This is a genomic window from Sphingobium sufflavum, assembly GCF_021403115.1.
Lineage (GTDB): Bacteria > Pseudomonadota > Alphaproteobacteria > Sphingomonadales > Sphingomonadaceae > Sphingobium > Sphingobium sufflavum.
Window position 1 is genome coordinate 164,795 of record NZ_JAJSSH010000008.1, and the last position, 26,790, is coordinate 191,584.

Here is a 26,790-nt window from a genome sequence, read left to right on the forward strand (position 1 = left end):
TCCCCATTGTCAGGCCGCCAGCAGCATCGTCTCACCCCATAAGGCAGGTCCGGTTGCGAGGCACAACATCGTCCCCAGCGGCAATCGCCTGTCCCGCTCCACCCCACCGTACCGCACCGCCAGCCATCCGGCCCAGCCCAGCCCGGCCAGCGAAGCGACCAGCAACAGGAAAGGCAGCGCCTGCCACCCCGCCCATGCCCCGATGGCGCCCAGCAGCTTGGCATCGCCCCAGCCCAGCCCCTCTCGCCCGCGCATCGCCCGATAGGCCAGCGACACCGCCATCAGCACGCCATAGCCCGCCGCCGCGCCGATCCCGCGATCTGGCATCGCCACATCCGTCGCATAAGGCCCGACCACAAAGCCGAGGAAGGCGAGCGGCAGGGTCAGCGCATCCGGCAACCAGAAATGCCGCGCATCCAGCAGGGCGAGGGTCAGCAGCCCCCAGCCCAGCAGGCACCAGGCTGTCGCCGCGAGCGTATCCGGCGCAAAGGCAAAACCGATCGCTCCGATCGCCGCCGCCCCCACTTCCATCGCCATATGCACAGGGTCGATCCGCGCGCCGCAGGACCGGCAGCGCAGTCCCGCCAGCAGCGCGCTGAGCACCGGCACCAGATCGCGCGGGCGCAGCGCCACCCCGCATGTATCGCAGCAGGACCGGCCCGCCGCCACGCTCCGCCCGGTCGGCCAGCGCGTCACCAGCGCCCCCAGAAAGCTGCCGAGGATCAGGCCCAGCCCGACACCGATCCCGGCCCCGACCAGCATCGGCAAGCCGACCCCGTCAGCGATAAGCGAAAGCTTCACAGGGAGCCGCTGACGTCCAGCCGCTGGTTCGCCCCCACCGGACGGAACCCGGCCGCGCCCAGCGCCACGGCCACCAGCGGATCGCCGCCCGCCACGGTCATGCCGCCCCGATAGCGGCCCGCGCCATCCACGCGCAGTTCGATCCGCTCGACACCCGACTGGCTGACCAGCGCGATCAGCAGGTCGGTCCCGTCGCACCGCACCGCACCCGACAGGCCATTGGCCAGGTCCATGCCCGGCAATCCCGCCGACAGCATCGCGCGCATCCGCCCCTCCGCCCGGACGCAGCGCGATCCGCTGAAGGCGATGCTCACATCCTGCATCTCCACGGTGGAGACAGGCAGGGGCGACAGCGCGCCGCCCATCGGCAGCGTCCCGGTCATGTCGTCGATGCCGCGCGTGGCGACCCCGGCGGTCAGCGCGCCCTCTATGTCGTCCGGCAGTCCCTTCTTGCGACGGATGTCGAGCCGCGCCCGGCCCAGCAGCAGGTGGAGGGGCGAGAGCATGACGTCGACCGTGCCGATCCGCACCGGTCCCGCCTGCAACTCCTCCGCCGCGCCCCACCACACCGGCCCGCGGACGGACCGGGCGGCGATGCCCATCTCCCCCGCATCGACCAGGGCAAACAACATACGCAGCGGCATCGCGCCGACCAGCGCCAGCAGCAGGGCCACGGCAAGAATATTCCGCCCGCGCGGCGACAGATTGAGCCAGCGCATCATTTCACCTCCCGCAGGACGGCCTGCACCGCCACCGTGCCGGGGGTCGCGCCCGGCGTCATGCTGATCGTCTCGACGATGATGCCGCGCGCCTCCAGCCCGGCCAGCCAGGCCAGCGCCGCGCTGGCCCGTGCCGATGCGATGGTCACGGCCATCTGCCCCGCGCCCTGCGCCGCGCTGCGATCCAGCGTCAGGCCCGCCTCCGATGCGGTCTGCGCCACGCTCTGCCCGATGGGGGCCACCACCCCCGTGCCCGACGCGCGCCGGATCAGCCGCAGCCTGGCCCGCACCGATGCATTGGCGTCCACCGCCGCGCCATAGCGGGCCCAGCCGCTGGCGATCCCCGCCTCCACCGGCCGCCACACGCCCAGCCACAGGACCAGCCCGCCAACCAGCAGCAGCATGATCGTGACCAGCCGCCGCTCACGCCCGCTCAGGCCGCTCCACCATTGTTTCAACGCCGTCATGACGGCACCACGCTGATGTCGGCGATGGTCTGCGCTCCCTGTTGCTGCACGCTGTTGGCGGCGACCCGCCACCCCATATTCTGGAGCGCGATCAGCACCACATTGATATCGTCCGGCCGGGGTCCGGCCAGTTGCACCCGCACCGTCCCGTCGGCCAGTTGCGACAGGCCGGTCATGGTGACGCCCGGCGCACCCTGCATCGCCGCCAGCAGCCCCGCCGCCGTGCCGGTGAAGCCGCCGCCCGCGCCGCCTTTCGCCGCGACACGCGCCGCCAGCCGCATCTCCGCATCCGCCACATCGCTGGCCTCCGGCACCACGTCCCGCGCCAGCGCCAGCGTGGCCGCGTCCAGCGACGATGCCTCCCCATGCAGCCGCACGACCGTCACCAGCGTCACCAGCAGCCCGGCCAGCATCACCGCTCCCGCCAGCACCGCCACCCGCCGGACCCAGGCCGGATCAATGGCCGACGCCGCCCGCACGGCATAGCCGCCCTGCCGCAAATCCATCGGCGGCGCGGCGAGTGCGGCGACCAGTCCCGCCTCCACCGTCGCACCGTCCAGTTCCCGCACCGGCGCATCCCCGACGATCAGGGGTGCATACGCGTCGCCGCCGCCCAGCGCGCAATCGGTTCCGCGCAGCACCGCCTCCCCGCCGACGCGCCCGGCGACAAAGCCGTCCTCGACCGGGGGCAGCAGCAGCGCCGCCGGGACCAGCGCCGCATCGGGCACGCCCGCCGCCGCGCACCAGCCGATCCACCGCTCCATCGCATCGCGCGCCGCCACCGCGACAATATGCGGCCGCTCCGGTTCCAACGCCGGGGCCACGGCGGCGTGCAGCGTATCGGGCGTGCCGATGCTGGCCTCCACCGCCATCAGGGGGGCGGCGACCGCGCCCTGCCGCACGGTCATGCCGGGGCACGCGATCCAGTGGAGCGCGGCATCGCCGCTGGGCACGATCAGCATCGCCGTATCTCCGGCGGGCAGCGCCACCAACCCCGTCGCCGCGCGCCAGTCCGCTCCGCTCCGACTTCCGGCACCGGCACCGCTTTCGCCGCCGCGCTGCACGACATGGCCACCGACCACGCGCAACCAGCCGCCCGCCGCCCCACCGTCGGGCGACAGCCAGAATATCATGCCGTCTGGCAATATCGTGCCGGTCATGCTCAGCCTTCATCCCCCCACCGCCGGCGCACCAATCGCGCGGGCGCATCCTGTGCATCGAACAGCACCGTCTCGCTTACATCCGTCCCGGCGAGGTCCACCGTCAGATCCACCTCGAACCAGCGGCTCGTCAACTTCGCCTGCTCCGTCACCGCCGGGGTCAGCCCTAGCCCGGCCAGCGCCGGTTGCGCCCAAAAGGTGACGAGGCTGCCATAGCCGTCCATCGGGCGCTGCGCCAATATCTGCCGCGCCGTCTCCGCCCCGATCCGCCCGTCCGCCAGCATGGCCAGCAGGATCGCCTGATCCGGCAGCAGAGTGTTGATGTTGACCGGCGACAGTTCCGCCACCGGCAAGGCGCACAGCCAGGGCCGCACCCGGTCATAGACGGGGGCGGTCATCCCGGCCACCGTCCGCAACTCGCTAGGATCGGACAGCAATCCGCCCGCCGTGCGATAGGGCAGCGGCAACTGGCCATAATGGGCATCCTCCGCACCGCCCGGCCCCGGCACGTCATTGCTGTCGATCCAGTCCGCGCTGGCCATCGCAATCTGCTCCGCCAGCCGCGGGTCCGTGCCCAGCAGGCGCAACAGGCCCGCGAACTGCGCGATCCCTTCCGGTCGCGCGCTATAGCTGTCCGCGCTCTCGGCCTTGACCAGGCTGTTGATATTGAAACAGTTTCCGGCGTCGCGCACCCGCGCCACCACCATGCCGCCGGGCACGGGAAAGGCCTGCGGCTTGCCCAGCCAGCCGCCCGTCAGCGTCGTCTTGCCCGTGCGCGCCGTCACCAGATCCGCCAGCCGCAGGGACGCCACCGCCTCCCCCGCCATCAGGAACGCCCGGCCCTGATCGGCGCTCACGCCATTTTGCGCCATGCGCGTGGCCAGCGTCAGCCGGTCCAGCGCCACGGCGGTAATCACGGCCATCACCGCGACCAGCATCAGCACGGTCAACAGCGCCGCGCCCCGCTCCCGCGCCGGGGGTATGAAAGCCGCCTCAACCACCGGTCGCTCCCGTGGTTGCTGCCGGGGCCGCAGCCTGCACCGGCTTCTCCACCCCGCCCGGCCCGACAAGGAAGCGCAGGACCAGCGGCGGACGACCCTTGCCCGTCACGCTCATCTCCACCAGCCGCGGCATCAGGTCGGGCTGTGACGGCGCCCAATCCTCCCGCCAGTCGCCCCGCGCATCGCGAAACCGCAGGGTCAGCGCCGTGACGCCGGACAGCAGCACCGCCGGCTCGCCCGCCGCAGCGCCATCGACAAAGGGATAGCCAACCCGCTCGACCCGCCCGTCGCGCCACCAATATTCGACCTTCTGCACCGACGCGCGCGGGGCATTGTCCAGATTGGTCCACCCCGTCCGCACGAATTGCAGCATCGGCGCCTCGCCGCCCGGCGCCCGCGCGAAAAAGGCGGGGGCAAGCGTGCCCGTCTGCGTCCGGCTGATCCGCACCGTCGCCTGCGCCAGGTCGCTCTCCAGCGTGGCGAGGGCGACCTGCACATCGGCCAGCCCGTCAAGATGCGTCCGCACCGCCCCCTGCGCCGACACGCTGCCGCGCAACAGGGCAACGCCCGCCATCGACAGCATGGCGAAGATCATCAGCGCGACGAGCAGTTCGATCAGCGTGAAGCCGTGTTCGGCGGAACGCCTCACTGGGGTGAAGCCGTGTTCGGCGGAACGCCTCACTGGGGTGAAGCCGTGTTCGGCGGAACGCAACGAGGACTCAAAGCCCTGTTCACGAGACGAAACCATCATCGCACGACCCTGCCATCCAACCCGACCGACACGGGCAGCGAGCGCCCATCCCGCTTGAGCGTGAAGGCCATCGGCTGATCCGCCCGCCCGATAGTGTCGAACCACAGCCGCGCCCGGCCAGCGCTGGCCGCGCCCGCCTCCGCCCGCGCCCCGCCGTTCCAGTCGGCGTTCACCAGCGGCTTTGCGTCGAGCGGCACCCAGCGCCCGTCCCGCCGTTCCTCGAACCCATAGCCGGCCGGCGACACCCACAGCGCCACCGGGCGCGCCAGCACCACCGCCCGGTCACGCGCCGCGCGCACCCTTCCGGCAAAGCGATCCACCTCCTCCGTCAACCCGCCGCGCGGATCGCGCATGGTCAGCAACACCGCCCCCGACATCAGCCCGATGATGACCAGCACGACCATGAGTTCGACCAGCGTGAAGCCGTGTTCGGCGGAACGCCGAAAGGGCGTGAAGCCGTGTTCGGCGGAGCGAGAGCGCACCACCCTCCCCCCGTTCGGGCCGAGCCTGTCGCAGCCCCGCCCTTCCTTGGCCAGCACGACGCCACCCCGCGCCTTCAACGCGCGGCACCCGCCCCGGCCCATCCGCGCGAGGAGGACCATATCCTCCAGCCTCATGTCGCGGGCCTCATAAGGCTCACCACCGCGGGCGATTGCCCGGCCCCGGCCTGCACCATGACCGTCACCATGACCAGTCGCCGGTCGTCGGCGGGCGTCACCACCTGCTTCCAGCGAAATTCGCGGCCCGCATTGGCGATGCGCCCCTCGCTTTCGCCCTTCGCGGGCGGGGTGGGGTCGGTCAGCCGTTCATAGGCCAGGTTGCGCGCCGTCACCTGCGCGATCAGGCGCGCGTCGAGATCGCTCGCCGTCCGTACGGAGACCGCCTGCAAGCGCACGAGCGCCAGCCCCGCGAGGCTGAAAATGGCAAGGGCCACCAGCATCTCCAGCAACGTGAAGCCGTGTTCGGCGGAACGCCCCTCCGGCATCAAACCCCGTTTAGCGGCCGCTGCCACAGGCGCAGAAGCCCCCTGGACGGCCCGTCCGGCGTGCGCCTTACTGGTCGCTGGAATAAATATCCGCATTCTCACCCTCGCCGCCCGGCGCGCCATCCGCGCCCAGCGAGTAGATGTCGAACGCCCCCTTCTTGCCCGGCGCGGTATAAAGATAGGGCTTGCCCCACGGATCGTTCGGCAGCTTCTTGATATAGCCGCCTTGCCGGTAGCGTTCCGGCTGCGGCAGGCCGCCCGGCGCGGAGAGCAGCGCGTTGAGGCCGTCCCCGCCCGACGGATAGGTCATGTTGTCGAGCCGATATTGCTCCAGCGCCTGCTCCAGCGTGGCGATGTCGGCCTTCGCCTTCTCCACCCGCGCGGTGTTGCCCGCCGGGATCACGTTGATCGCGACGATCGTCGCCAGCAGGCCGATGATGACGATCACCACCAGCAGTTCGACCAGCGTAAAGCCGTGTTCGGCAGAACGCCGAGGGGGCGCGAAGCCATGCTCGGCGGAACGGCGCAGCGACCGATAGGCCTGCCGCCGCGCGAAATCCGCATCGAACGACCGCCGCACGAAGCAGAAGGCCCGCTCCACATAACCCGGCGTGCGCTCCCCCTCCCCGGCGGACAGGGTCGCGGGCCGGATGAAGTCTTCGGCATCGCCGTTCTGGATCAGAAAGTCCTGCTCGGCCAGCGGACGACGGCTAAAGGCATATTTCAACATGGGTCAGGCTCCCGCCCCGGTGAGGCTTTGCAACTGCATGATCGGCAACAGGATCGCGAGGATGATGACCGCCACCACGCCGCCCATCAGGATGATGATGAGAGGCTCTAGCAACGACAACATCGCCGCGGTGAAGGCATCGAACTCCCGCTCCAGATAATCGGCGGCACGCTCCAGCATGATGTCGAGCTGCCCCGCCTGTTCGCCACTGGCGGCGAGATAGACGAGCAGCGGCGGGAACACGCCCGCCCGGCGCATGGCGGTGGACAGGCTGCCGCCGCCGCGCACCGCCTCCACAATCTCGTTCGTTGCGGCGCGCAGCACCCGGTTGTGGATGGTCGGCACGGTCAGGGTCAGCCCCTCGACCACCGGCAGACGGCTCTGCACCATCGTCGACAGCGTGCGCGCCATCCGCGCGGCATGCAGGTCGCGCATCAACCGCCCCAGAAAGGGGATGCGCAGCAGCGCGCCATCGAAGCGGATGCGAAATCCCTCGCGCTTCAGCGCCCGCCAGAAACCAAAACTGCCCAGCGCCAGCAGCAGCGCCAGCAGCCACCACCATCCCGCCAGGAACAGCGACAGGCCCATCACGATGCGCGTCAGCAACGGCAATTGCTGGCCCAGCGTATCGAACTGCTCCACCACCAGCGGCACGACGAAGATCATCAGCGCCATGGTCACGATCATCGCGAACAGCGCCAGCACGGTGGGATAGGCCAGCGCGGTCAGCACCTTCGCCCGCATCTCCGCCTGCCGCTCCAGCAGGACGGACAGGCGCTCGGTCAGGTCCGGCAGCGCGCCCGACCGCTCGCCCGCCGCGATCATCGCGCGGAACAGCGGCGGAAAACTCTTCGGCTCGACGGACAGCGCATCGGCCAGCGTCCGCCCCTCCATCACCCCCGCATGCACGCGACCGACGATGGCGCGCATATGGTCCTTCTCGCTCTGGCGGGTGATGGTGCGCAGCGCCTCCTCCAGCGGGCTGACCTGCGCCAGCGTGGAGAGTTGCCGGGTGAACAGCGTCAATTCCTTGCCGGACAGGCGCTTGCCACCCACCGACCAGGGCATGGCCCGCGCCGGACCCGTCGCCTCCGTTGCCTCGCCCATTTTGACGACGAACAGCCGCCTGTCCTCCAGCACGGCCCGCGCCGCACCGGGGGTTTCGGCGCGCAGCCGTCCCCTTTTCTCCCGCCCGCCGGGGTCGATGGCGGTATAGGCGAATTCAGGCATCCAGCACCTCCGACCGGGAGATGCGGATCGCCTCCTCCGCGCTCGTATCGCCCTGCCGCACCAGCGCGCGAGCCGACGAACTCAGGTTGGGCGCATTCAGGAAGGCATGGCGGGAGATCAGCGATTCATCGCCGCCCTCATTGATGATCCGGCGCAGCGTATCGTCGATCCGCACCGCCTCGAACACGCCGATCCGCCCCTTATATCCGGTGTGATTGCACGCCTCACACCCCACGGAGCGATAGATCCACGTCCCCGCGTCAAAGCCCAGTAGCGCGCAGGCGGACTTGTCCGCCACCACCGGCTCCCGGCATGACTGGCACAACCGCCGCACCAGCCGCTGCGCGATCACCGCGCGCAGGGTGGAGGCGAGCAGGAACGGCTCCACCTTCATGTCGCGCAGCCGTGTGATGGCGCCCACCGCGTCATTGGTGTGGACGGTCGACAGCACCAGATGCCCGGTCAGCGACGCCTGCACCGCAATCTCCGCCGTTTCCCGGTCGCGGATTTCACCGATCATCACCACGTCCGGGTCCTGGCGCAGGATGGCACGCAGCCCCGCCGCGAAGGTCAGGCCGACCTTGGCATTGACCTGCGTCTGGCCGACGCCCTCCACCGCATATTCGACCGGGTCTTCCACGGTCAGCAGGTTGCGCGACCCGTCGTTCAACTGCCGCAGACCGGCATAGAGCGTCGTCGTCTTGCCGCTGCCGGTCGGCCCGGTGACGAGGATGATGCCGTTCGGCTCGGCCAGCGCCTGCCGGAACACCGTGTCGACATGGCTCGCCATGCCCAGCACGTCGAGGCCGATGCCCGTATTCGCCTTGTCGAGGATACGCAGCACCACCCGCTCCCCGGCCCGCGCGGGCAGGGTGGAGACGCGCACATCCAGCAGCTTGCCACCCAGCGACAGGCCGATGCGCCCGTCCTGCGGCACGCGCCGTTCCGCAATGTCCAGCCGCGCCATCACCTTGATACGGCTCACCACCACCGGCGCGACATGCGGCGGCATCCGCAGCGTCTCGGTCAGCACGCCATCCATCCGCATCCGCACGACCAGACCCGTCTCATAGGGTTCGATATGGATGTCGCTGACGCCCTGCCGCGCCGCCTCCGCGATGATGCCGTTGATGAGGCGGATGGCCGGCGCATCGTCGGCGCTGTCCAGCAGGTCGTCGGCGGTCGGAATATCCGACGCGATCAGGTCGAGGTCGTCGTTGCCGATGCTCCCCGCCATCTCCGCCGCCGCGCCGCCCGCCCCCGCAATCAGGGCATAGCGGTCGGACAGATGCTTCTCGAACGCCGACTGGTCCGCCATCTCCACGTCGAACGGGCGGGCGAGGTGGCGGCGCACCTCCACCAACATGCGCGGATCGGACCCTTCCTTCAGCGCGACCCGGATCGCCCGGCCCTCGCCATCGTCCACGATCACGACGCCATGCCGCCGCGCAAAGCCATAGGGTATGTCGACCGGACGGCCCGGCACGGCCTCCCAAGGGGTCATTTCCACAGGATCGTCGACCGGCTCGTCACCCGCCTGCCCGAACGGATCGCCGGGCGCGCCGGTCACTTCGCGGCTCCCGGCGCAGAGATCGGCAGGGGAGTCGGCGGCACCCGTTCATCGCCCGGTTGCGGCGTCGACGGCGCCGGGGGCACCGCGCCCATATAATCGCGCACCAGCTCGTCCAGCGCAGGCTCCTGCCCCGGCGAAAAGGCCGCCTGCCGGTCACGGATATAACCGTAACGCTGGGCGGTCAGCTTTTGCGCCTCCTCCCGGCTCCGCAATATGGTCGGGCGGATGAAGACCATCAGGTTGGTCTTGGACCGCGACTTGCTCTTCGACCGGAACAATTGCCCGATGGCGGGAATATCGCCCAGCAGCGGGATCTTCTCGATCGTCCGCCGCTCATTATCGTCCAGCAGGCCGCCGAGCGCGAGGATGTCGCCGTCATCGACCGTCACCGTCGTCTCAATCTCGCGCTTGTTGATGATGAGGTCGCTGCTGTTGTTCGAAACCGGCCCCGCCACGCTGGACACTTCCTGCCGCAGAAACAGCTTGATCGCGCCGCCGCTGTTGATCTGCGGCTTCACCTCCAGTTGGATGCCGACATTCTGCCGCTGCACGGTGCGGAACTGGTTGTCGAAATTCTGGCCCAGCGCCTCGCCGCTCGTCACCGGCACTTCCTGCCCGACCAGGATGCTGGCCTTCTGGTTGTCCAGCGTCATCACGGACGGGGTGGAGAGGATGTTGCTGTTCGTGTCGCTCTTCACCGCGTTGATGATCGCGCCGAAAATGCCGTTGTTGCCGATGCCCGTCGCGACGCCGCCAAAGCCGCCCGTCGCGCTCAGCAGCGAACTGACCGCTGCGGACTGCAACTGACTGGACAGGTCGCTGTTCGTCCGCGTCGTCGTCTCCGTCCGCGTGCCATCAGGCGCGACCACCGTCGTCGTCGTGGAGCCAAGCTCGTTCGCGCCGATCGCCCCCGCCAGCGACAGGATATTGGGCTGCGCATTGCTGTAATTGGTCGCGGCAAAGCCGGTCTTGGTGCTGCCGATCAGGAATTGCACGCCCAGCTTCTGCGCCGCCGCATCACCGATCTCCACGATGATCGCCTCGACCAGCACCTGTTCACGCCGGGTGTCGAGCTGGCGGATCACCTCGCCCAGCATCCGCTGCGTCTCCGCGCTGCCCGCGATGACGATGGCGTTAGTGCCTTCATAGCGGGTGACGATGGCCGCCCCGCGCCGCGCGACGCCATTGCCGCTGGAGGAAGACGCCGCAGGGGCCGCGCTTGCCGCAGCCGCCGCCATGGCGGGCGAGGCGACATCCTTGCCGCCCCCCGTCGCGCCGGAACCGCCGCCGGACGACACCGGCGTCGATACCGACTGGCCCAGCAATTGCTGCAACACCGGCAACAGCTTCTCCGCATCGGCATGTTCCAGCCAATAAACGCGGATTTCCGTGCCCGCCGCCGCCCGCTTGTCGAAATCGCGCGCCATCGCTGCCAGCCGCGCGACGGAGGCGCTGTCGCCGCGAATGGCGATGCTGTTCGAACTGTCGATGGCGACGACGGTCGCCCCGCCGACATTGCCATCGCCCCCGCCGCCGGCCATCAGCGTCTGGAGCGAAGTCGCGATCTCCCGCGCGCCCGCATTGTGCAGCATGATCGTTTCCGTCCCCATGCCTTCCCGGTCGATGCGGGTCAGCACCTGCCGGATACGCGCGATATTATCGGCATAGTCGGCCACGACGATGCTGCGCCCCGCCCGGTTGGCGGTGATCGCCCCCTCCCGGCTGATGAGCGGGCGCAGCGTCTCCATCGCGCTGGTCGCGTCGATGGTGCGCAGGCGGATGACCTCGGTGATGAACTGGTTGCGGCTGGACGCCCGGCCCACCGCGCCCGGCTGTCCGGCAAGGCCATCGACCGGCTGGATACGGAACGCCCCGCCCGGCGCGGGCACGGCGACCAGCCCGTTGGCGCGCATCGTGGACAGGAAAATCTCGAAATATTCGGACTTGCTCAGCGGTCGGTCGGTCACCACCGACACCTTGCCCTGTACCCGCGCGTCGATGATGAAGGTCCGCCCCGTCACCCGCGCCGCATCCTGGATAAAGGCCCGGATGTCCGCATCGCGCACGTTCAGCGTCTGCTGCGCCGCCAGCGGCCCCGCCGCCACGACCATCGAAAGAGCGCCCGCCATCAGCAGCGATCGAAAACCCGTCACTTATTGTCCCCCGCTCAAGGTCACACTCACCGGCACCGTCGCCGCTCCCCGCTCGATCATCAGCGAGAGGCGCGCGCCGGGGCGCAGTTGCGCCTGTATGCCGGCCAGATCGCCCATCGACGTGACGGGTCGGCCGTTGACCTGCGTAATGATGTCGCCGGACTGGAAACCGGCGGCCTGAAAACCCGCGCCCTTGGACGAGAGGATGATGCCGGACACCCGCCCACCCTCCGACCGGGGCATGAAACCGATGTCGCGCTGGACCATCGCGGCGGTCAGCGCGGCCGGACCGGCGGGGGCCGGACCGCCGCCGCCATCCGCCGCAGCCGGAGCCTGTCCGCCCTCGACAGGCGCGCCGCCCTCCGTGCCCGTGGGCGCGCCGCCGGCCGACTGGTCGAGGAACAATGTCTCCGCCGCGCCGCCCCGGTCGATCACCACATGGTCATAGGATACGGTCTTGAGCGTGACGCCCGGCAATATCTGGTCGCCCACCGCAAAGCTGGACTGCACGCCGTCGGGCGTCGCGATGATCGCGGAAGCCTGCCCCGACCCCTCGTTGATGCGCGTGCCAAACAGTTGCAGCGCCAGCCCCGTCACCTGCGTCGCGGACAGGTCGGCGGCTTGCCCGCGCGTGAAGGGGTCGAACGCCTGGAACAGGGCGATGCGCGCGGCGGCGGGCAGGATGGCGGGCCGCTTCGCCTGCCATTCCCCCACCATGCCCAACGGCGTCACCACCGCCCACACCAGCCGCGCGACCTGCACGACCAGCATCAGCAACAGCGCCGCCTCCGCGCCTTTCGCCAGCATCGCGGCCACCGGATAGCGTGGCAGGCGGCTGCGAAAATTCCCTATCCTGTCGAGCATCAGCGCCTTCGATCCCATCATCGTCGGCCCTGCCTCTATGGAGGGGAGTTGACCGCAAGATTACCATTTTATGACAGAAATATTTCACAGGGGGCCGCCGCCAATCGGCGCTTGCACGGCACGCTGGCTTTCGTATCACCGGCGGCATGACGCCCGGCCAGCCCCTCGACGCGCGCCCAGACGCACATCTCGATCCGCAGCGCCTGCCCGGCGTCCAGCGTTTCCCCGGACGCGCGGTCGACCTGTTCATCGCCCGCGCCTTCCTTCCGCCCGACGACTGCGCCGCGCTCATCGCCCGCATCGACGCGGCGCGCCGCCCCTCCACCATCGCGGACAGCAATGGCGATGCGGCGTTCCGCACCAGCGAGACGTGCGACCTCGACGGCGCGGACCCGTTCATCGCGGACATCAACCGGCGCCTGTCCGCCTTCATCGGCATCGACCCCGCCCATGGCGAACCCTTGCAGGGCCAACGCTATGCCGTGGGGCAGGAGTTCAAGGCGCATACCGATTATTTCGAGCCGGGCGGCATCGACTATCCGCGCTATTGCACGCTGTCGGGCAATCGCACCTGGACGCTGATGGCCTATCTCAACCTGCCGCAGGCGGGCGGGGCCACGCGCTTTCCCCGGCTGGGCAAGAGCATCCAGCCGGAACCGGGCAAATTATTGTGCTGGAACAATCGCCGCACCGGCGGCGGCGTCAATCCCGATACGCTGCATCACGGGATAAAGGTGCGCGCGGGCACCAAATATATCATCACCAAATGGTTTCGCGAAAAACCCTGGGTCGGTTGAATAAATTGGGGAAACGGTGGTGGTGACGCCCCCATGGACACCCGACACCACCCCCTGGATCAGAACTTCATGCTCGCGCCGAACGAGAAGAGCGCACCCTGACGGTAGCTGTTCACGCGCACGACATTGCCGTTGCTGAACGATTGTTCTTCCCGATAGTCGGTGCGCGTCAGGTTGCGCGCCTCCGCCTTCAGCTCGATCTCGCCGAAGGTGGTGCGGATGCCCTGCCGATACACGATATCCAGCCGCACGCCCGGTTTCTCGATATAGTCCACCTGATTGCCCGGCCCGCGCGTCGTCACCCGGTCGCTGGCATAGTTGAACAACAGGGTCAGCTGCGACAGATGGTCGGTATCCTCGACGCCCAGTTGCAGGTTGACCAGATGGTCCGACTGCCCCGTCATCGCCGCGCCATCGCGGAACACCGTGTTGGCCGCCACCCGCGTCACCGCGCCCGCCGTGGGGAACGGGTCGAAGATCTGCTGATTGCCCACCTCCAGCTCCGAATTGGAGTAGGTGTAGTTGGCGATAATCACCGCCCGCTTGGTGGCGAACAAATCCCCCTTGAACAGACCGTCGAGCGGCAGATATTTCTGGAACTCGACCTCCGCACCATACAGCTTGGCCTTGGGCGCGTTGGCGAAACCGTACAGCAAGGTGCCGCTGGACGTATCGAGGAAGCCCACGCCCTCGATCGGGTTGCTGATGTCCTTGTAGAAGGCGGCGACGCTCATCCGCTGGTCCCGCGCAAAGAACCATTCGAACCGGCCCTCCGCATTTTTCAGCTCGCTGTCCTGCAACAGGGCGTTGCCGACGAAGGTGCGGTTGGTCGTGAAGTCCTGATACTGCTGCGGCGCCAGTTCGCGGAACTGCGGCCGGGCGATCGTCTTGGACCCGTGCAGGCGAAGCTGCATATTCTCCCGGAAATTCCAGGTGAAGGTCAGCGACGGCAGCCAATAGTCGTTGCTCAGCGCGGTGGGGGTGAAGCCACCGCTCGACCGCACCGTCTGGTCCGCCGTCTCATACCGTGCGCCGCCCTGTATGCGGAAGCCGTCGAACAGTTCGATCTCCGCCATGCCATAGCCCGCATGGATGCGCAGCTTGGCGTCATAGGCGGTCGCGCCCGCCGCGCTTTCCGGCGAGAGCGAGAGATTCTGGTTCAGGATCACGTCGCGCGACAGCAGCAGGTCGGGCCGCAACTGCGCGATGGGGGCGCTGACCCGCGGCGTGTAGCGGAAGAAGTAGCGGCTCGATGTCCGGTCCATGTCGGTATAGGCATAGCCCGCCGTCACCTTGATCGACCGTTCCGTGGGCAGGCTGTAGCCCACGTCGATGCCCGCGCCGTACAGATCTTCGTTGAGGTCGCTGAACGCGATGGTCGCGCGCTGGCTACCGCCGCTCAGGTCGTTCACATAATCGTCGGCGGCGACATTGTAGATATAGGAGAATTCCCGCTCATAGGGCGACGTGCGCTTGGTGTTGGCATAGGTGCCGCGCAGGTCTACGCTCAGCGCGCCGAAGCGCAGTTCCGCCGCGCCTTGCAGGTCGTACAACTGCCGTTCCGCCCAGGACGTGCCCTGGATCATCTGCGGGTCCGGCGAACCGGGCGCGGGATCGAGGCTGGCGAAGCGGTTATAGCCCGATTCCAGACGCCCCTGCTTCACCGTGTCATGAATATAGAGGTTGGTGAGGCGCACCTTGTGCTGGCCGAACTCGAAGCCCAGCCCGAACAGGCCGTTCACCAATATGCGGTTGTCGGTCGATACCGTGCGGAACGCCTTCTGGATGTCGCCATCGTCGTCGCCCGTCTCGCGCGCGGAATCGCGCGTGATCCAGGTGTTGCTGATGCCCGCGCTGGCGATCACGCCGACGCGCACCCCGCCCAGGTCGAAGCGCGTGCCGCCGCTGATGTCCGCCGACCAGTTGGCGGGCGTATCGGTCAGCCGCTGCAACAATGTGGTGCGGGTGTTGGAAAGTGTCGCGGCCTGCGCGGCGGGGATGACGGCGTTGGCGTCGCCCGCTTCCTTGATGAAGCCGGGCGCATCGCGCGTGCCGCTGTCATAGCCGAGCCAGTCGCTCTTGCTGCCATAATAGGTGTAGCCGAGCAGACGGGTCGTCTCCGTGTCATAGGCGACCGATCCGCCGACCTGGAGGAAGCTCTCCTTCGGCGTGGACAAGGTGGTCAGGTTGATGACGCCGCCGCCATATTCGCCGGGGAAATTGGGGGAATAGCTTTTCTGCACCATGCCGCTGGCGATCAGGCTGCTGGGAAAGATGTCCAGCGGCACGACGCGCTTGAGCGGGTCGGGCGACGGCAGCGGAGAGCCGTTGAGCAGCGACAGCGAATAACGGTCGCCCAGGCCGCGCACATAGACGAAGCCTTCGCCCACGACGCTCAGGCCGGTCACGCGCTGCAGCGCGCCCGCAATGTCACCCTCGCCGGTGCGCGCAATGTCGCTGGCGGACAGGACCGACACCACTTCGGACGTCTGCTTGATGATGTTGGGGATGTAGCGGCCGGTCACGACGATGTCGTTGCCCGTGTTGCCGCCACCGCCGGGGATCGAAACCTCGACCTGTTCCTCGGCCGGAGCGGACGCGGAGCCGGCGGTGTCCGGTGCCTGCGACCTGGCGCCCGTGGGCGCGGATTGCACGGGGGCTGCGTCCTGCGCAAGGGCAGGCGCGGTCAACGCTGTCGAGAACAGCAGCATCGAGCCGAAAGCGGACGCTTTTCTCATCATTATGTCCATCCCTGAAAAAGGCGCGTGGGCGCGCTGGCCTGAAAAAGGCACATGGGCGCGCTGGCATATGGCCGCGCGCCCATGTCGGTCTGAAGATTAGGAGTAGGTCGGAATGGAGGTGCAGTTGCCCAGACCGCCGAGGTTGCTCACATAGCTGGGCGTGCAGGTCCAACCCTTGTACCAGTTGTCGGTCGCATCCTTGACCGCACCGATATAGGTGGTCGTGACCAGGAAGCTCTCGCCCGTCCGGTTCAGCGTGGCGGCGTTGAACGCGACATTGGTCGCCGCCGCGCCGGTCGGCAGGAAGATGGACGTCAGCGCCGTGTTGCCGACCAGCACATTGTTGGTGCCGGCGGTGAACAGGGCCGTGACGGCCGCCGCGGTCAGATTGCCCGTCTCATTGTCGTTGTTGACCGCCACCGGGCAGTCGAAATAGTTGGAGTGGAACACGGGCGCGCCCAGTTCCTGCAACGGGCCGGGGGCGGCCAGCGTGCCGTCCGCCGCCCGCACCGTCTGCGACTGGTCGAGGTCGATACAGGCCTTGGTCGAGGTCTTGACGATGCCGTTCACCAGCGTCGCATCCGCACCGCCGCGAATATACAGGGCTTCCTGGCTCGCGGTCGAATTCGCCAGATTGTTGACGAAGGTGTAGTTGGCGAGGCGCAGATACTGGCGGGGCAGCGCGTCCTCGTTGCCGGAGGAGTCCACCTCGATGCTGCGCGGGTCGGAGCTGCCATTGTCGGTGCGCTTGATACCCAGCACGAACTGGACCGCGCCCTGATAACCGACGTCGGTGTCCAGATCGTCATCGTCCGATCCGGTAATGACCAGATGCTTGGCGTTGACGCGGCCACCAAAGATTTCGACGCCGTCGTCCGCGCTGTTGTGGACCTGCACATTGTCGATAATCGTGTCGGAACCGACGCCTGCGGGGGTCAGGCCCTGAAGCTCGTTGCCCTCCGAAATGGCGATGCCCGAATAGCGGATCTGCACATAGCGCAGCGTGCCGCTGTTATCGGCGGCCACGTCGCCGCCATAGCGGGCGGTGCCGGTGCCCTCGACGATGCGGAAGCAGTCGGCCGAGCCGCCCGCCACGCCTGCGGTCGTGCAATCGCTGATCGGTGCACGACCCGCCATGATGAGACCGCCCCACAGGCCCTGCGAATTCGCCGTGCCGGTGTCGGTCGCCACGCCTTCCAGGTTCTGGCGCGCGGTGAAGATGACCGGCTTGGCCGCCTCGCCGTTCGCGAAAATCTTGGAGCCACGGTTGACGATCAGATAGTCGGGACCGGTCGCGCTGCTGAGCGAGCCGCGATCCGTGCGGGTCAGCGCGCCGGTGGCGCCCACTGTCACGCGCTGCATCTTCGCGCCCACGCCATTGTCGGCGAACAGGATCGCGCCCGCCTGAACGGTCAGGTTGGCCGAACGGCCGGTGGAGTTGCCGGCGGACGAACCGCCCAGGTCGATGCCGACATTGACCGTGCCGTCGATCAGATAGGCGACGCCCGGAATATAGGGGAGCAGCGTATCCTTGTCGATCAGGCTGGGCAGGCGGATGACGCGGAAGCCGGAAACCGCCGGGGTCGCCGCGGTGGTGCCGGATGCGGCGGTTGCGCCGAATTCGATCACGCCCTCGTCGACGAAGCCCTGCGTCTGGACCAGCGTGTTGAGCTGTGCGGAGATGGAGGCGATGGTGCCGGTCGGGGCCTGGTTCGGGCCGACGCTGGGCGATGTGGGCGTCGGCGTACCCGTGCCGCCACCGCCGATCACCGTATTGTCACCGGGCGATGCAATGTCGGACGCGCCACAGGCGGCCAGCATCGGCAGGGCAGCGCCAGCCAGCAAAATCGTCGTAATCCGTGAAATACGTCCCATTATCGTCTCCGCTTCCGGTTTGGTCGGCGGATGATGTGCCGACCCAGTGAGGAAGGGATTGACGGCACCGTCGTTGCGGCCGTCCCCCCGATCCCTGTTCCCGGAGCCGCCCCTAGGGAGCGGATGTGACAGCCGAATGGAATTTGGGCGTCTTTTAGATGACATGATTATGACGATTATATTGCACGGCCTGCGCCATGGCGGGGATCGCCTCCCCGCCGTTGCAGGCGCAAAACCCAGGCACCATGGGCTTGCGGGCGGGAACGGACGCCCCTGCATCGCCCCCACGCCCTCATGCAAAAGGGACGCCGTCCTTTCGGAAAGCGTCCCCTTATGCGACGGACCGCGCGATCGCGCGGATCAGGATCGATCAGCGGGTGGCGAACGCCCGGCTGTCCAGCATGGCGATCTGCTGCCGCGCGACCTGCCGGCTCGACACCTCCCGGCCATCCGACAGGATCAGGTCACATTCGGGGGCATTGCCCGCCGCCACGAACGCGCCGCGCGCCTCCGACGCCTTGCCCGCCCGTGCATAGACGATACCCAGGTTGATGAGACGCGCCGGGTCTTGCGCATCCTCCGCATAGCGCGGTTTCAGGACCGTCTCGGCCTGCGCCAGCCGTCCCTCGCCAATGGCGGAAACCGCCAGCCCGTCCCCCGGATAGACGATTTTTGCGGGATCGTGCGCCCATGCGCCACCCCCCAGAAACACGCCGGCGGCCAGTACCAGACCACCCGCGAAGAAACCCGAAATGCTTTTCATGATGCCTTCCACCTCCTCTCCGAAGCTGCTCCGATTATGGCACAGATGCGCCATTCCACAACGGAAAACCATCGTCCAAAACCGTTACATCCCTTTGAAATATAATAATAGTTTTATGACAGTGAATATGACAATTGTCACAATTCCCTAAATGTCATCATGCTGTAACAAAACAGGAAACTGAAAAACGAATCGGAAAGACCATCGCGCTTCGGGGACACATGCCCGTCACAGCCATGGACAGCACGCCGCCTGCGCGCGCAGCCACAGGCCATCCGCGCGCGATCCTGTGCCGTTGATACACACAGCGGACGCCATCCGGCGCGGACAGCCAGACGCCATCCGGCGCACACGCACCAACTTCGGGTAAAAAGGTAGGGAAAGGTGGGGAGCTTCTGTTGCCCGGCGCTCCCCGTGCCGCTGGAATCCATTCTGTTGCCCGGCTGGCCCAGCCGCGTTCTGTTAGGATAATGTCAGGCCGTGAGGCCCTCAATTATGCTGCGAGAGCAAGTGCTTCGTTATCGTTGGCACTTATTGGGTTTTGAGCCTTATGCGGGTTACTCAGCCCGGGCGAAAATACCGTCTTTGAACACACGTCGATCCTAGTTCGGCCCCATCAGGACCGGCGAGAATCTGAAAGATCCGCCGTTTCTGGTGGAGCCGCCGGGTACCGCCCCCGGGTCCGCTGCGTCTATTACACGGCACAATTTATCGCCATAGTCGGACAAGCCGACAGAATGGATATAGGGCATGGCGCGCAAAAGAAAAGGGCGTGGCCATCATGCCACGCCCTCTTTTTTGACCCGGCGGACTGTGCCGCCGTCAGTCGAGCCGATCTTAGTGGGCTTTCGCCTTGTCGATCGCGTCGGCCTTCGCATCGCCCAGTTCGCGGGTCGCGTCGGCCTTGTTCTCCAGCGCGTCCACCACATTCTCGTTGGCGTTCGCGGCGGCGCCGGTCAGATTGTCGCCAGCCTGCTCGATATTGTCGGCACGGTTGTCGATCGCATCTGCGGCGTTGTCATATTTATTCTCGACATTCTGCGCCTGCTTGCTGTCGCACGCCGAAAGGGCGGCAAGTGCGGTCGCCGCGACGATGATGAGCGGTGCCTTCACGGGGGAGTCCTCCTGTTATTACAAATGAGCAGGGGTGAAAGCCGCCACGCCCCGAAAAGGTTCCGCCTGCGATGCAAATGCCGCGCAACAGGCTGAATTCACCCGTTCTTTTGCAACGAATCCCGTATCTCGCGCAGCAGCGTGACCTCGGCCGGCTCGGCGGCGGGCGTGGCGTCGGGCTTGGGGAACAGTTTGTTCGCCTGCCGAACGATCAGGAAAATGATGAACGCCAGAATCAGGAACTTGATGATCGCGGTCACGAACGCGCCCAGGCCCAGCATCGCGACGCCCGCCTTCTTCAGGTCGGCATAGCTGTTGAGGTCGCCCTTGAAGTCGCCGGGAATGGTGCCGAGCTGGATGAAATGGTTCGAAAAATCGACCCCGCCCGTCACCGCGCCGATCACCGGCATGATGAGGTCGTCGGTCACGGAGGACACGATCGTGCCGAACGCCCCGCCGATGATGACACCGACCGCCAGGTCCAGGACATTGCCCCGCGCAATGAAAGACTTGAATTCACTCACCAATGCCATCGTCAAACCCTTTTACTGCCGGATGCAATACTGCGATGGCCCAGGCTAAGACCATTGCGGCCTCTCGCGCAACGTCCTATTTACCAGCCCGTCCGGGCGACACCCGGAGTTTAAGGGATTTTACATCATGGCCCGCACCCGCCTGCCCGCTTTCCTCCTCCTGACCGTCGCCAGCCTCTCGCTCGCCTCCTGCGGCATCAACAGCGTACCCGCGGCGGAGGAAGTGGCCAAGGCGAAGTGGGCGGACGTGCAGGCGCAGTATCAGCGCCGGGCCGACCTGATCGGCAACCTCGTCGCCACGGTGCGCGCGGCGGGCAAGCAGGAGCAGGATACGCTGGTCAAGGTTACGGAGGCCCGCGCAAAGGCCACCTCCGTGCAGGTCAGCGCCGACGACCTCGACGACCCGGCCAAGGTCGCGCAGTTCCAGGCGGCGCAGGGCGCGCTGTCCCAGTCGCTCGGCCGCCTGCTCGCCACAGTGGAGGCCTACCCCGACCTCAAGACCAACCAGAATTTTCTCGCGCTCCAGTCGCAACTGGAGGGGACGGAGAACCGCATCACCGTCGCCGTGACCGATTATAACGAGGCGGTGCGCGCCTATAACACCCGCATCCGCACCTTCCCCGACATGATCGGCGCAAAGTTGATCCACGGCGCGCAGCCCATGGCCCCCTTCGCGGCCAAGGCCGGGGCGGACAGCGCGCCCGACGTCGGCGCGATGTTCAACGGAAACTGACGGGGGACCGGAGGGCGCGGCCCATGTCCCCTGCCCGGATATGCTCTGACCCGGCGCGCCCGGCCCCTGCCCCTGCCCGTCGCCCCCCTGCGCCCTCGGCCCCCGCGCTTCGCCCCCTCCTCCAGCGGCTGGCGCTGCTCTTGCTGCTCGCGCTGGCGACGGCGCTCGTGCCGACACTGGCCCATGCGCAGGATTTTCCCGCGCTGACCGGCCGGGTGGTCGATGGCGCGAACCTGCTCGACCCTGCCGGCGAACAGGCGCTGGACGCCCGGCTGGCCGCGCTGGAAAAGGACACGGGGCGCCAGCTTGTCGTCGCCACCATCCCGGATTTGCAGGGCCGCGACATTGCCGACTATGGCTATCGCCTCGGCCGCGTCTGGGGCATCGGCGCCAAGGGGCGCAACGACGGTGCGCTGCTGATCGTCGCGCCCAACGAGCGGCGCGTGCGGATAGAGGTCGGCTATGGGCTGGAGGGCGTGCTGACCGACGCCACCTCCGCCCTCATCATCGCCAACGCCATCACGCCCCGGTTCAAGGCGGGCGACTTTCCCGGCGGCATCACGGCGGGCGTGGAGGAGATTGGCGCGCTCCTGAAACTGACGCCGGAGGAGGCAAAGGCCCGCGCCGCCGCCATGGCCGCCGAGGCCGACCGGCAAGAGGGCAGCAGCGACGTGATGAGCGCGGTCATCGTCCTCCTTTTCGTCGGCCTGTTCGTAGTCCTCCCGCTCGTCTCCCGCGCGCGGGGCGGCAAGCGCTATGGCGGGGGCGGCATCGGCGCTGCGCCCATCATCCTGTGGGGGCCGGGCCTGGGCGGTGGCCGGGATGACGATCATGGCGGCGGCTTCGGCGGTTTTGGTGGGGGTGGCAGCGGTGGAGGCTTCTCCGGCGGGGGCGGCAGCTTCGGCGGCGGCGGCGCGAGCGGAGGCTGGTAATGGCGCGCATTTCCCTGACCCCGGCGGACAGCCGCCTCGTCTCCGACGCCGTGGCGCTGGCGGAGGCGCAGACGGATGGCGAGATCGTCACCATCGTCGCGCGCCGCTCCGACGCCTATCATGATGTCGGCCTGCACTGGGCGATCGCCGCCGCCTTCCTCGTCATCGCGCTGGCCGCCGCCCTCCCCGACCTGTTCCAGCGTGTCTATGGCTGGCTGCTCGGCGCATGGCATCATGAGCTGCCGCTGCGCCTCTTCCTGCTGATACTGCTGGGCCATGCCATCGCCAAGTTTCTGGCGGTGCGCTACCTGCTCGCCATCCCTGCCCTCCGCATGGCGATGACGCCCGCCGCCACGCGCAGCCGCCGGGTGCGCCGCCGCGCCGTCGCCCTGTTCCGCGCGGCGGCGGAGGCGCGCACGACCGGGCGCACCGGCGTCCTCCTCTACCTCTCCCTCGACGAACATCGGGCCGAGATCGTGGCGGACAGCGCCATCGCGTCCCGCGTCGATCCCGATGAATGGGGGGAGGCGATGGCCGCCCTCCTTGCCGAAGTGCGCGGCGGTCGCGTCGGCCCCGGCATGGCCCGCGCGGTGGAGCGCATCGGCGCCATCCTCGCCCGCCACCTGCCCGCCACCGGCGCTAACCCCAACGAACTCCCCGACAGGCTGATCCTATTATGAGCGCACCGACCCACGACGACATGACCCTGCCGGAGGAGGTCCGCTGGGAGGGACGCTTCATCATCGCCAAGCAGCGCGGCCGCTGGGAATATGTCAGCCGTTCGCGCGGGATCGGCGCGGCCGTCATCCTCGCCATCGACGAAGGGGCGGATGCCAACCCGCACGATCGTCACGTCATACTGGTCGAGCAATTTCGCGTGCCGCTGGGCCGCCCCTGCATCGAATTGCCCGCCGGGCTGGTCGGCGACGGGGCGGAGGCGGACGAGGCCCCCGCCCTGGCCGCGGCGCGCGAGCTGGAGGAGGAAACCGGCTATCAGGCCGCGCGCATGGAGGATCTCGGCCAATATCATTCGTCGCCAGGCATGGTGTCGGAGAGCTTCACCCTGTTCCGCGCCCATGGCCTGACCCGCGTGGGGGACGGCGGCGGCACGGCGGGCGAAGGCATCACCGTCCACCGCGTCCCCCTCGACGGGCTGCAACCCTGGCTCGCCGAACGGCGGGCGGAGGGCTATGCCATCGACGTCAAGCTGTTGCTGTTGCTGGGCGAGGGATTTTCGGCGGTTTGACGGGGAGGAGTAAAGCCACCACCTCTCGTCACCCCGGAGGGTCCAGCCTCTTTTCAGATCGCGGTATCAAGTCCGTAAGCGGAATCCCGGATCACGTTCGGGATGACGCAGAAAATGACCGCGACAACCATCCACGCCTCGCAAAACCCGTTCGCCCCGTTCAAGCGAGGCGCGCGCCGCTCGTAAATGTCGAAGGACCATAGTGTCTTCGGGAACCGCGCCTGCGCTTCAAACCAGCGCAGGCCAAACGGCAGCCGGTCGCCAATCGCCCCGGCGCACCGCCCTTCACCCCCTCACCTCAGCGAAAATTATCCGCATAGGCCTGGATCTTCAGCGCCCGCGGCGGCGTCGCCACCACATGATAGGCGATGCCATAGCGTTCGGCGTAGGCGCGCGCGGCGGCTTCCGTGGGAAAGCCCAGCTTCACCTGCTCGCGCGTATCGCCGGAGCCGGCCCATCCGGTCAGCGGGTCGGGCTTCTTCGCCTCCGCCGGTTCATAGTCCAGCATCCAGGTGGATGTGCGGGCACGGCCGGACTGCATGGCGTTCTTGGGTATCTGATAGATTCGCGCGGACATCTGCTTCACTCCTGACCGTCCCAGCCCGGTCGCGCATAGCGCCCCGTCTGTCAAGATTTTGGATGGCGCGGCGTCCCGTCGGCGGTCGAATCTCACGCCCCCAGCACATTCACCCGCGCGTCGAAAATATCCTGCAAATGATTGACCGGGTCGCCCGCCGTCACCCCGGCCTCCACCGGCATGGCGATGCCCGTCACCTGCCGCGCCCGGTCGCTCGCCAGGAACAGGGCGACCTCCGCCACATCCTCCGGCAGGCCGCGCCGTTTCAGCGGCTGGTTGGACAGATAGACCGCGTCGATCGCCGCCTCCAGCCGCGCCGCCGTGGCATCGGTCACGCCATCGCCGAAACTCGACAGCGGCGTGCGGATATGCCCCGGCACGATGCAGTTCACGCGGATACCATATTGGGCCAGGTCGATGGCGGCCGACTTGCTGAAATGGATCAGCCCCGCCTTCGACGCGCGATAGGTCATCATCGCATTGCCCGCCAGCATCCCCGCGATGGAGGCGTTGGTCAGGATGACGCCGCCGCCATGGTCCTTCATATGCCGCGCCGCGCGCTGCGTGCCGATCATCGGGCCATAGAGGTTGACCGCCATCACCCGCTGGAAATCGTCCAGCCGGTCGTCAATGAACTGCGGATAAGCGCCGCAGGACATGCCAGCATTGTTGAACATGATGTGCAGGCCGCCGAAATGATCGACCGCCCTGTCCACCGCCGCCTGCACCGCGTCGGCGTCCGCCACATCCGTCTCCAGAAAGACCACCGCATCGCCCAGCCGTGCGGCCAGCGCCTCGCCCGCCGCCACGTCCCGGTCGGCGATGACGACCTTCGCCCCCTCCACCACGAACAATTGCACCGTCGCACGGCCGATGCCGCCCGCGCCGCCGGTGACGACCGCGACCTTGCCTGCCAGTTCCTGACCCACTTGCCGTTCCTTAAACCGTGCGCCGCGTGAATGTGATCGGCAGACGCTGCATCGTGCGCGTCGCCACGCTGGGCAGGTATGTGATGTCCTCGATGGCGATGTCCAGCGTCAGATTGTCCAGCCGCTTCACCAGCTCGCGCGCGGTGATCTTGATCTCCATCCGCGCCAGCGCCAGCCCGATGCAGCGATGCACGCCGCCGCCAAACGCCACCTGCCGCCCGACATTGGGCCGGTTCACGTCGAAATCGCGCGGGCAGGGAAAGACATTGGGGTCGTCATTGCCCGACGCATAGAGGTTCAGCATCATCGAATGGGCGGGGATCAGCGTACCGCCCAGTTCCACGTCGCGCGTCGTCATGCGCGACAGGCCCCGCACCGGCGGCTCGACCCGCAGCAGTTCCTCGACAAAGCGGTTCAGATACCGCTCGTCATCCACATTCTCCTTCAACTGCTGCGCGATGGCGGGCTGCGTCGCCAGGATGAAGATCAGGTTGGTCAGCGCCGTCGCCGTCGTGTCGTTGCCCGCAATCAATATGGCGCGCACCAGCGACACCGCCTCGGCAAAGGTCAGCGCGGCGCCGTCGCCATCGGGCGAGCGGGCATGGACCACATCGGAAATCATGTCCTCGCGCGGATTGTCCTCCCGCTCCTTCATCCGGGCGATCAGGTAATTTTGCAGGTCGCAGATATGCGCCGCATTCTCCACCATCGCGGCATGGTCCTGCATCGCGCTGATCTGCGCGGTGACCGCCTGCGACCAGCGGCTGACCTTGGCGGCGTCGAAATGGTCGAGGCCCAGTTGCTCGCAGATCACATGGATGGTGATCGGCACGGCGAAATCCTCCACCGCGTCGGCCCGCCCCTTGTCGGCGATCCCCTCGATGAAATCGGTGATGACCTTGGCGATCCGCGGTTCCAGTTCCTTGACCCGGTGCGCGGTGAACGCGCTCTCCATCAGCTTGCGGACGCGGGTGTGATAGGGCGGATCGCTCATGATCGCGTCGGGAAAGAACCCGCCGCCGTCCCGCTCCATGATCGCCTTGAATTCCTCGAAATAGGCGCCGCCATAGATATGCTTGAAGCCCTGCTCGACGGAAAAGGTGATCGGATCGGCAAAGACCTTCTGCAAATCCTCGTAACGGGACACGAGGTACATCCCCAGCTTCTCGTCATAATGGACCGGCGCCTCAGCGCGCATCGCCGCATAATAGGCGTTGGGATGCGCCAGGATCGCCGGGTCTTTCAGCGTGGCCCCGGCCAGCACCGCTCCATGATCCTGTGCACCATGATCCACCGGGCATCCCCCCTTCACCAGACCCTCGGCCTCGACAGACGCCATCGCGCTTCCTTCCTCTCATATGTCGTCACACGCCCCTTGGACGCGGCAGGCCATCATAGTGGAGGGGTGCGCCGCCCGGCACCATGACCCGCCTCGACATGGCCCTTGCCCGACGGGGCAATGGTGGGCGTCAGGGGGGTCGTTGCCCCACCCTCCGCCCTCCCCCTCGTCATTGCCAGCGCAGCGAAGCAACGCCGAAAATCGGCAAAGCGGCGGCCGAACCGCTCCACCACCCCGTCAATAGCCCGGCAGCGGCGCCACCGTCAGCCGCAGCCCGTCCAGTTCCTCGCGCATCCTGATCTGGCAGGACAGGCGGCTGTTATCCCGCTGCACGTCCGCCACCATATCCAGCATCATATACTCGATGTCGTCCGGCGCGCCGACCCGCTCCAGCCAGCTTTCATCGATATAGACATGGCAGGTCGCGCAGGAACAGGCACCGCCGCAATCGCCCATGATGCCCGCGATACCGCTGTTCCGGGCCACTTCCATCAGGGACGGCCCGGCATCGACATTGTCGATCGCCCGCTCCGTGCCGTCTGTTTCGATGAAGGTGACTGTCAACGCTGCCATGGGAAATCCGCTCCTGATTGTCCCCTCGCAATGCCCCATCCCCGCCCCGCTGGAAATCGCTCGCCCGGCGCGCAGACTTGACCGGAGGCGCAGCAATCCGCCCGCCGTCACCGTCAGGGGACACGCCCCCTGCGCGTCCAGTCATTGGGTCGCCCGCCCCGATCCCCTAATTTCGACGCTCCAATACGGCAGCCCGGACCCCAAC

The 26,790-nt window shown here is 67.5% G+C and carries 27 protein-coding genes and 1 other RNA gene; 5 read left to right on the forward strand and 23 right to left on the reverse strand.

Annotated elements, in window-relative coordinates; translation table 11 throughout:
* Positions 1–9 precede the first annotated feature (9 nt).
* The 13 genes from LWE61_RS13150 to LWE61_RS13210 all read right to left on the reverse strand — a co-directional run bounded on the left by LWE61_RS13150 (position 10) and on the right by LWE61_RS13210 (position 12,455).
* Entirely contained in the window at positions 10–762 is a 753-nt protein-coding gene (locus LWE61_RS13150) for a prepilin peptidase (protein ID WP_234150821.1), read from the reverse strand.
* A 35-nt stretch (positions 763–797) separates the two neighbouring features.
* Positions 798–1,523, reverse strand: a complete 726-nt coding sequence (gspN, locus tag LWE61_RS13155) for a type II secretion system protein N (RefSeq protein ID WP_234150673.1) — start codon at positions 1,521–1,523, stop codon at positions 798–800.
* Positions 1,520–1,987, reverse strand: coding sequence for a type II secretion system protein GspM (gspM, locus tag LWE61_RS13160; protein WP_234150675.1), 468 nt, complete (start codon positions 1,985–1,987; stop codon positions 1,520–1,522). The genes gspN and gspM overlap by 4 nt, the downstream gene beginning before the upstream one ends.
* Positions 1,984–3,147, reverse strand: a complete 1,164-nt coding sequence (gene gspL, locus LWE61_RS13165; protein ID WP_234150677.1) for a type II secretion system protein GspL — start codon at positions 3,145–3,147, stop codon at positions 1,984–1,986. The genes gspM and gspL overlap by 4 nt, the downstream gene beginning before the upstream one ends.
* Before the next feature lie 2 nt (positions 3,148–3,149).
* Positions 3,150–4,148 carry a type II secretion system minor pseudopilin GspK gene (gene gspK / locus LWE61_RS13170; protein WP_326490644.1) on the reverse strand — a complete coding sequence of 333 codons (999 nt, stop codon included), beginning with the start codon at positions 4,146–4,148 and terminating at the stop codon, positions 3,150–3,152.
* A complete protein-coding gene (gene gspJ / locus LWE61_RS13175) occupies positions 4,141–4,797 on the reverse strand; it encodes a type II secretion system minor pseudopilin GspJ (RefSeq protein WP_234150679.1) in 657 nt (218 codons plus the stop codon). The genes gspK and gspJ overlap by 8 nt, the downstream gene beginning before the upstream one ends.
* A 98-nt stretch (positions 4,798–4,895) precedes the next feature.
* Entirely contained in the window at positions 4,896–5,516 is a 621-nt protein-coding gene (locus tag LWE61_RS13180) for a GspH/FimT family pseudopilin (protein WP_234150681.1), read from the reverse strand.
* Entirely contained in the window at positions 5,513–5,884 is a 372-nt protein-coding gene (gene gspI / locus LWE61_RS13185; protein ID WP_267961720.1) for a type II secretion system minor pseudopilin GspI, read from the reverse strand. Before gspI ends, LWE61_RS13180 begins: the two co-directional genes overlap by 4 nt.
* A 67-nt stretch (positions 5,885–5,951) precedes the next feature.
* Positions 5,952–6,413, reverse strand: coding sequence for a type II secretion system major pseudopilin GspG (gene gspG / locus LWE61_RS13190; RefSeq protein ID WP_234150826.1), 462 nt, complete (start codon positions 6,411–6,413; stop codon positions 5,952–5,954).
* Positions 6,414–6,617: 204 nt separating this feature from the next.
* Positions 6,618–7,844, reverse strand: a complete 1,227-nt coding sequence (gene gspF / locus LWE61_RS13195; RefSeq protein WP_234150683.1) for a type II secretion system inner membrane protein GspF — start codon at positions 7,842–7,844, stop codon at positions 6,618–6,620.
* The gene (locus LWE61_RS13200; RefSeq protein WP_234150828.1) at positions 7,837–9,348 is read right to left on the reverse strand and encodes a GspE/PulE family protein; all 1,512 of its coding nucleotides are present in this window, start codon (positions 9,346–9,348) and stop codon (positions 7,837–7,839) included. The genes gspF and LWE61_RS13200 overlap by 8 nt, the downstream gene beginning before the upstream one ends.
* Positions 9,349–9,410: 62 nt before the next feature.
* Positions 9,411–11,546, reverse strand: coding sequence for a type II secretion system secretin GspD (gene gspD / locus LWE61_RS13205; RefSeq protein WP_234150830.1), 2,136 nt, complete (start codon positions 11,544–11,546; stop codon positions 9,411–9,413).
* A 24-nt stretch (positions 11,547–11,570) separates the two neighbouring features.
* Positions 11,571–12,455: a type II secretion system protein N gene (locus tag LWE61_RS13210; protein ID WP_234150685.1), complete on the reverse strand. Its 885-nt coding sequence runs from the start codon at positions 12,453–12,455 to the stop codon at positions 11,571–11,573.
* Between the two features lie 125 nt (positions 12,456–12,580).
* On the opposite strand from LWE61_RS13210, the gene LWE61_RS13215 reads away from it, so the two are divergent.
* A complete protein-coding gene (locus tag LWE61_RS13215) occupies positions 12,581–13,231 on the forward strand; it encodes a prolyl hydroxylase family protein (protein WP_234150699.1) in 651 nt (216 codons plus the stop codon).
* A 59-nt stretch (positions 13,232–13,290) separates the two neighbouring features.
* Here LWE61_RS13215 and LWE61_RS13220 read toward each other — a convergent pair whose 3' ends face one another.
* From LWE61_RS13220 to mscL, 6 genes are all read right to left on the reverse strand, one after another.
* A complete protein-coding gene (locus LWE61_RS13220; protein ID WP_326490645.1) occupies positions 13,291–15,972 on the reverse strand; it encodes a TonB-dependent receptor domain-containing protein in 2,682 nt (893 codons plus the stop codon).
* A 96-nt stretch (positions 15,973–16,068) separates the two neighbouring features.
* Positions 16,069–17,847 carry a hypothetical protein gene (locus LWE61_RS13225; RefSeq protein WP_234150700.1) on the reverse strand — a complete coding sequence of 593 codons (1,779 nt, stop codon included), beginning with the start codon at positions 17,845–17,847 and terminating at the stop codon, positions 16,069–16,071.
* Between the two features lie 370 nt (positions 17,848–18,217).
* Positions 18,218–18,610 (reverse strand): tetratricopeptide repeat protein, encoded by a 393-nt coding sequence (locus LWE61_RS13230; protein WP_234150702.1) that lies wholly within the window; start codon positions 18,608–18,610, stop codon positions 18,218–18,220.
* Between the two features lie 421 nt (positions 18,611–19,031).
* Positions 19,032–19,382: a transfer-messenger RNA gene (gene ssrA, locus LWE61_RS13235) on the reverse strand.
* Between the two features lie 65 nt (positions 19,383–19,447).
* Positions 19,448–19,723 (reverse strand): hypothetical protein, encoded by a 276-nt coding sequence (locus tag LWE61_RS13240; protein WP_234150703.1) that lies wholly within the window; start codon positions 19,721–19,723, stop codon positions 19,448–19,450.
* A gap of 98 nt (positions 19,724–19,821) precedes the next feature.
* Positions 19,822–20,256 carry a large conductance mechanosensitive channel protein MscL gene (gene mscL / locus LWE61_RS13245; RefSeq protein WP_234150705.1) on the reverse strand — a complete coding sequence of 145 codons (435 nt, stop codon included), beginning with the start codon at positions 20,254–20,256 and terminating at the stop codon, positions 19,822–19,824.
* Between the two features lie 127 nt (positions 20,257–20,383).
* On the opposite strand from mscL, the gene LWE61_RS13250 reads away from it, so the two are divergent.
* Genes LWE61_RS13250 through LWE61_RS13265 form a run of 4 tightly spaced genes read left to right on the forward strand, consistent with a single transcriptional unit; the run spans position 20,384 to position 23,167 of the window.
* The gene (locus LWE61_RS13250) at positions 20,384–20,989 is read left to right on the forward strand and encodes a LemA family protein (RefSeq protein WP_234150707.1); all 606 of its coding nucleotides are present in this window, start codon (positions 20,384–20,386) and stop codon (positions 20,987–20,989) included.
* A 23-nt stretch (positions 20,990–21,012) separates the two neighbouring features.
* Complete coding sequence (locus LWE61_RS13255; protein WP_234150709.1) at positions 21,013–21,921, forward strand: TPM domain-containing protein; 909 nt, start codon at positions 21,013–21,015, stop codon at positions 21,919–21,921.
* Positions 21,921–22,601, forward strand: a complete 681-nt coding sequence (locus tag LWE61_RS13260; RefSeq protein WP_234150710.1) for a TPM domain-containing protein — start codon at positions 21,921–21,923, stop codon at positions 22,599–22,601. The genes LWE61_RS13255 and LWE61_RS13260 overlap by 1 nt, the downstream gene beginning before the upstream one ends.
* Entirely contained in the window at positions 22,598–23,167 is a 570-nt protein-coding gene (locus tag LWE61_RS13265) for an NUDIX hydrolase (protein WP_234150712.1), read from the forward strand. The genes LWE61_RS13260 and LWE61_RS13265 overlap by 4 nt, the downstream gene beginning before the upstream one ends.
* Positions 23,168–23,465: 298 nt before the next feature.
* On the opposite strand, the gene LWE61_RS13270 is transcribed toward LWE61_RS13265, so the two are convergent.
* The 4 genes from LWE61_RS13270 to LWE61_RS13285 form a co-directional block, all read right to left on the reverse strand.
* A complete protein-coding gene (locus tag LWE61_RS13270; protein ID WP_234150714.1) occupies positions 23,466–23,744 on the reverse strand; it encodes an NADH dehydrogenase ubiquinone Fe-S protein 4 in 279 nt (92 codons plus the stop codon).
* A 92-nt stretch (positions 23,745–23,836) separates the two neighbouring features.
* Positions 23,837–24,673, reverse strand: coding sequence for an SDR family NAD(P)-dependent oxidoreductase (locus LWE61_RS13275; RefSeq protein ID WP_234150716.1), 837 nt, complete (start codon positions 24,671–24,673; stop codon positions 23,837–23,839).
* A gap of 10 nt (positions 24,674–24,683) precedes the next feature.
* Positions 24,684–26,012 (reverse strand): cytochrome P450, encoded by a 1,329-nt coding sequence (locus LWE61_RS13280; protein WP_234150718.1) that lies wholly within the window; start codon positions 26,010–26,012, stop codon positions 24,684–24,686.
* Between the two features lie 237 nt (positions 26,013–26,249).
* Complete coding sequence (locus LWE61_RS13285) at positions 26,250–26,585, reverse strand: 2Fe-2S iron-sulfur cluster-binding protein (protein WP_234150719.1); 336 nt, start codon at positions 26,583–26,585, stop codon at positions 26,250–26,252.
* Positions 26,586–26,790 lie beyond the last annotated feature (205 nt).

Coding starts and splice junctions, on each gene's coding strand:
- LWE61_RS13150 (WP_234150821.1), bottom strand. CDS start 762: ATGCTGGTCGGGGCCGGGATCGGTGTCGGGCTGGGCCTGATCCTCGGC.
- gspN (WP_234150673.1), bottom strand. CDS start 1,523: ATGATGCGCTGGCTCAATCTGTCGCCGCGCGGGCGGAATATTCTTGCC.
- gspM (WP_234150675.1), bottom strand. CDS start 1,987: ATGACGGCGTTGAAACAATGGTGGAGCGGCCTGAGCGGGCGTGAGCGG.
- gspL (WP_234150677.1), bottom strand. CDS start 3,147: ATGACCGGCACGATATTGCCAGACGGCATGATATTCTGGCTGTCGCCC.
- LWE61_RS13180 (WP_234150681.1), bottom strand. CDS start 5,516: ATGAGGCTGGAGGATATGGTCCTCCTCGCGCGGATGGGCCGGGGCGGG.
- gspI (WP_267961720.1), bottom strand. CDS start 5,884: ATGCCGGAGGGGCGTTCCGCCGAACACGGCTTCACGTTGCTGGAGATG.
- gspF (WP_234150683.1), bottom strand. CDS start 7,844: ATGCCTGAATTCGCCTATACCGCCATCGACCCCGGCGGGCGGGAGAAA.
- LWE61_RS13200 (WP_234150828.1), bottom strand. CDS start 9,348: ATGACCCCTTGGGAGGCCGTGCCGGGCCGTCCGGTCGACATACCCTAT.
- gspD (WP_234150830.1), bottom strand. CDS start 11,546: ATGGCGGGCGCTCTTTCGATGGTCGTGGCGGCGGGGCCGCTGGCGGCG.
- LWE61_RS13210 (WP_234150685.1), bottom strand. CDS start 12,455: ATGATGGGATCGAAGGCGCTGATGCTCGACAGGATAGGGAATTTTCGC.
- LWE61_RS13215 (WP_234150699.1), top strand. CDS start 12,581: ATGACGCCCGGCCAGCCCCTCGACGCGCGCCCAGACGCACATCTCGAT.
- LWE61_RS13220 (WP_326490645.1), bottom strand. CDS start 15,972: ATGATGAGAAAAGCGTCCGCTTTCGGCTCGATGCTGCTGTTCTCGACA.
- LWE61_RS13225 (WP_234150700.1), bottom strand. CDS start 17,847: ATGGGACGTATTTCACGGATTACGACGATTTTGCTGGCTGGCGCTGCC.
- LWE61_RS13230 (WP_234150702.1), bottom strand. CDS start 18,610: ATGAAAAGCATTTCGGGTTTCTTCGCGGGTGGTCTGGTACTGGCCGCC.
- mscL (WP_234150705.1), bottom strand. CDS start 20,256: ATGGCATTGGTGAGTGAATTCAAGTCTTTCATTGCGCGGGGCAATGTC.
- LWE61_RS13250 (WP_234150707.1), top strand. CDS start 20,384: ATGGCCCGCACCCGCCTGCCCGCTTTCCTCCTCCTGACCGTCGCCAGC.
- LWE61_RS13255 (WP_234150709.1), top strand. CDS start 21,013: ATGTCCCCTGCCCGGATATGCTCTGACCCGGCGCGCCCGGCCCCTGCC.
- LWE61_RS13260 (WP_234150710.1), top strand. CDS start 21,921: ATGGCGCGCATTTCCCTGACCCCGGCGGACAGCCGCCTCGTCTCCGAC.
- LWE61_RS13265 (WP_234150712.1), top strand. CDS start 22,598: ATGAGCGCACCGACCCACGACGACATGACCCTGCCGGAGGAGGTCCGC.
- LWE61_RS13270 (WP_234150714.1), bottom strand. CDS start 23,744: ATGTCCGCGCGAATCTATCAGATACCCAAGAACGCCATGCAGTCCGGC.
- LWE61_RS13280 (WP_234150718.1), bottom strand. CDS start 26,012: ATGGCGTCTGTCGAGGCCGAGGGTCTGGTGAAGGGGGGATGCCCGGTG.
- LWE61_RS13285 (WP_234150719.1), bottom strand. CDS start 26,585: ATGGCAGCGTTGACAGTCACCTTCATCGAAACAGACGGCACGGAGCGG.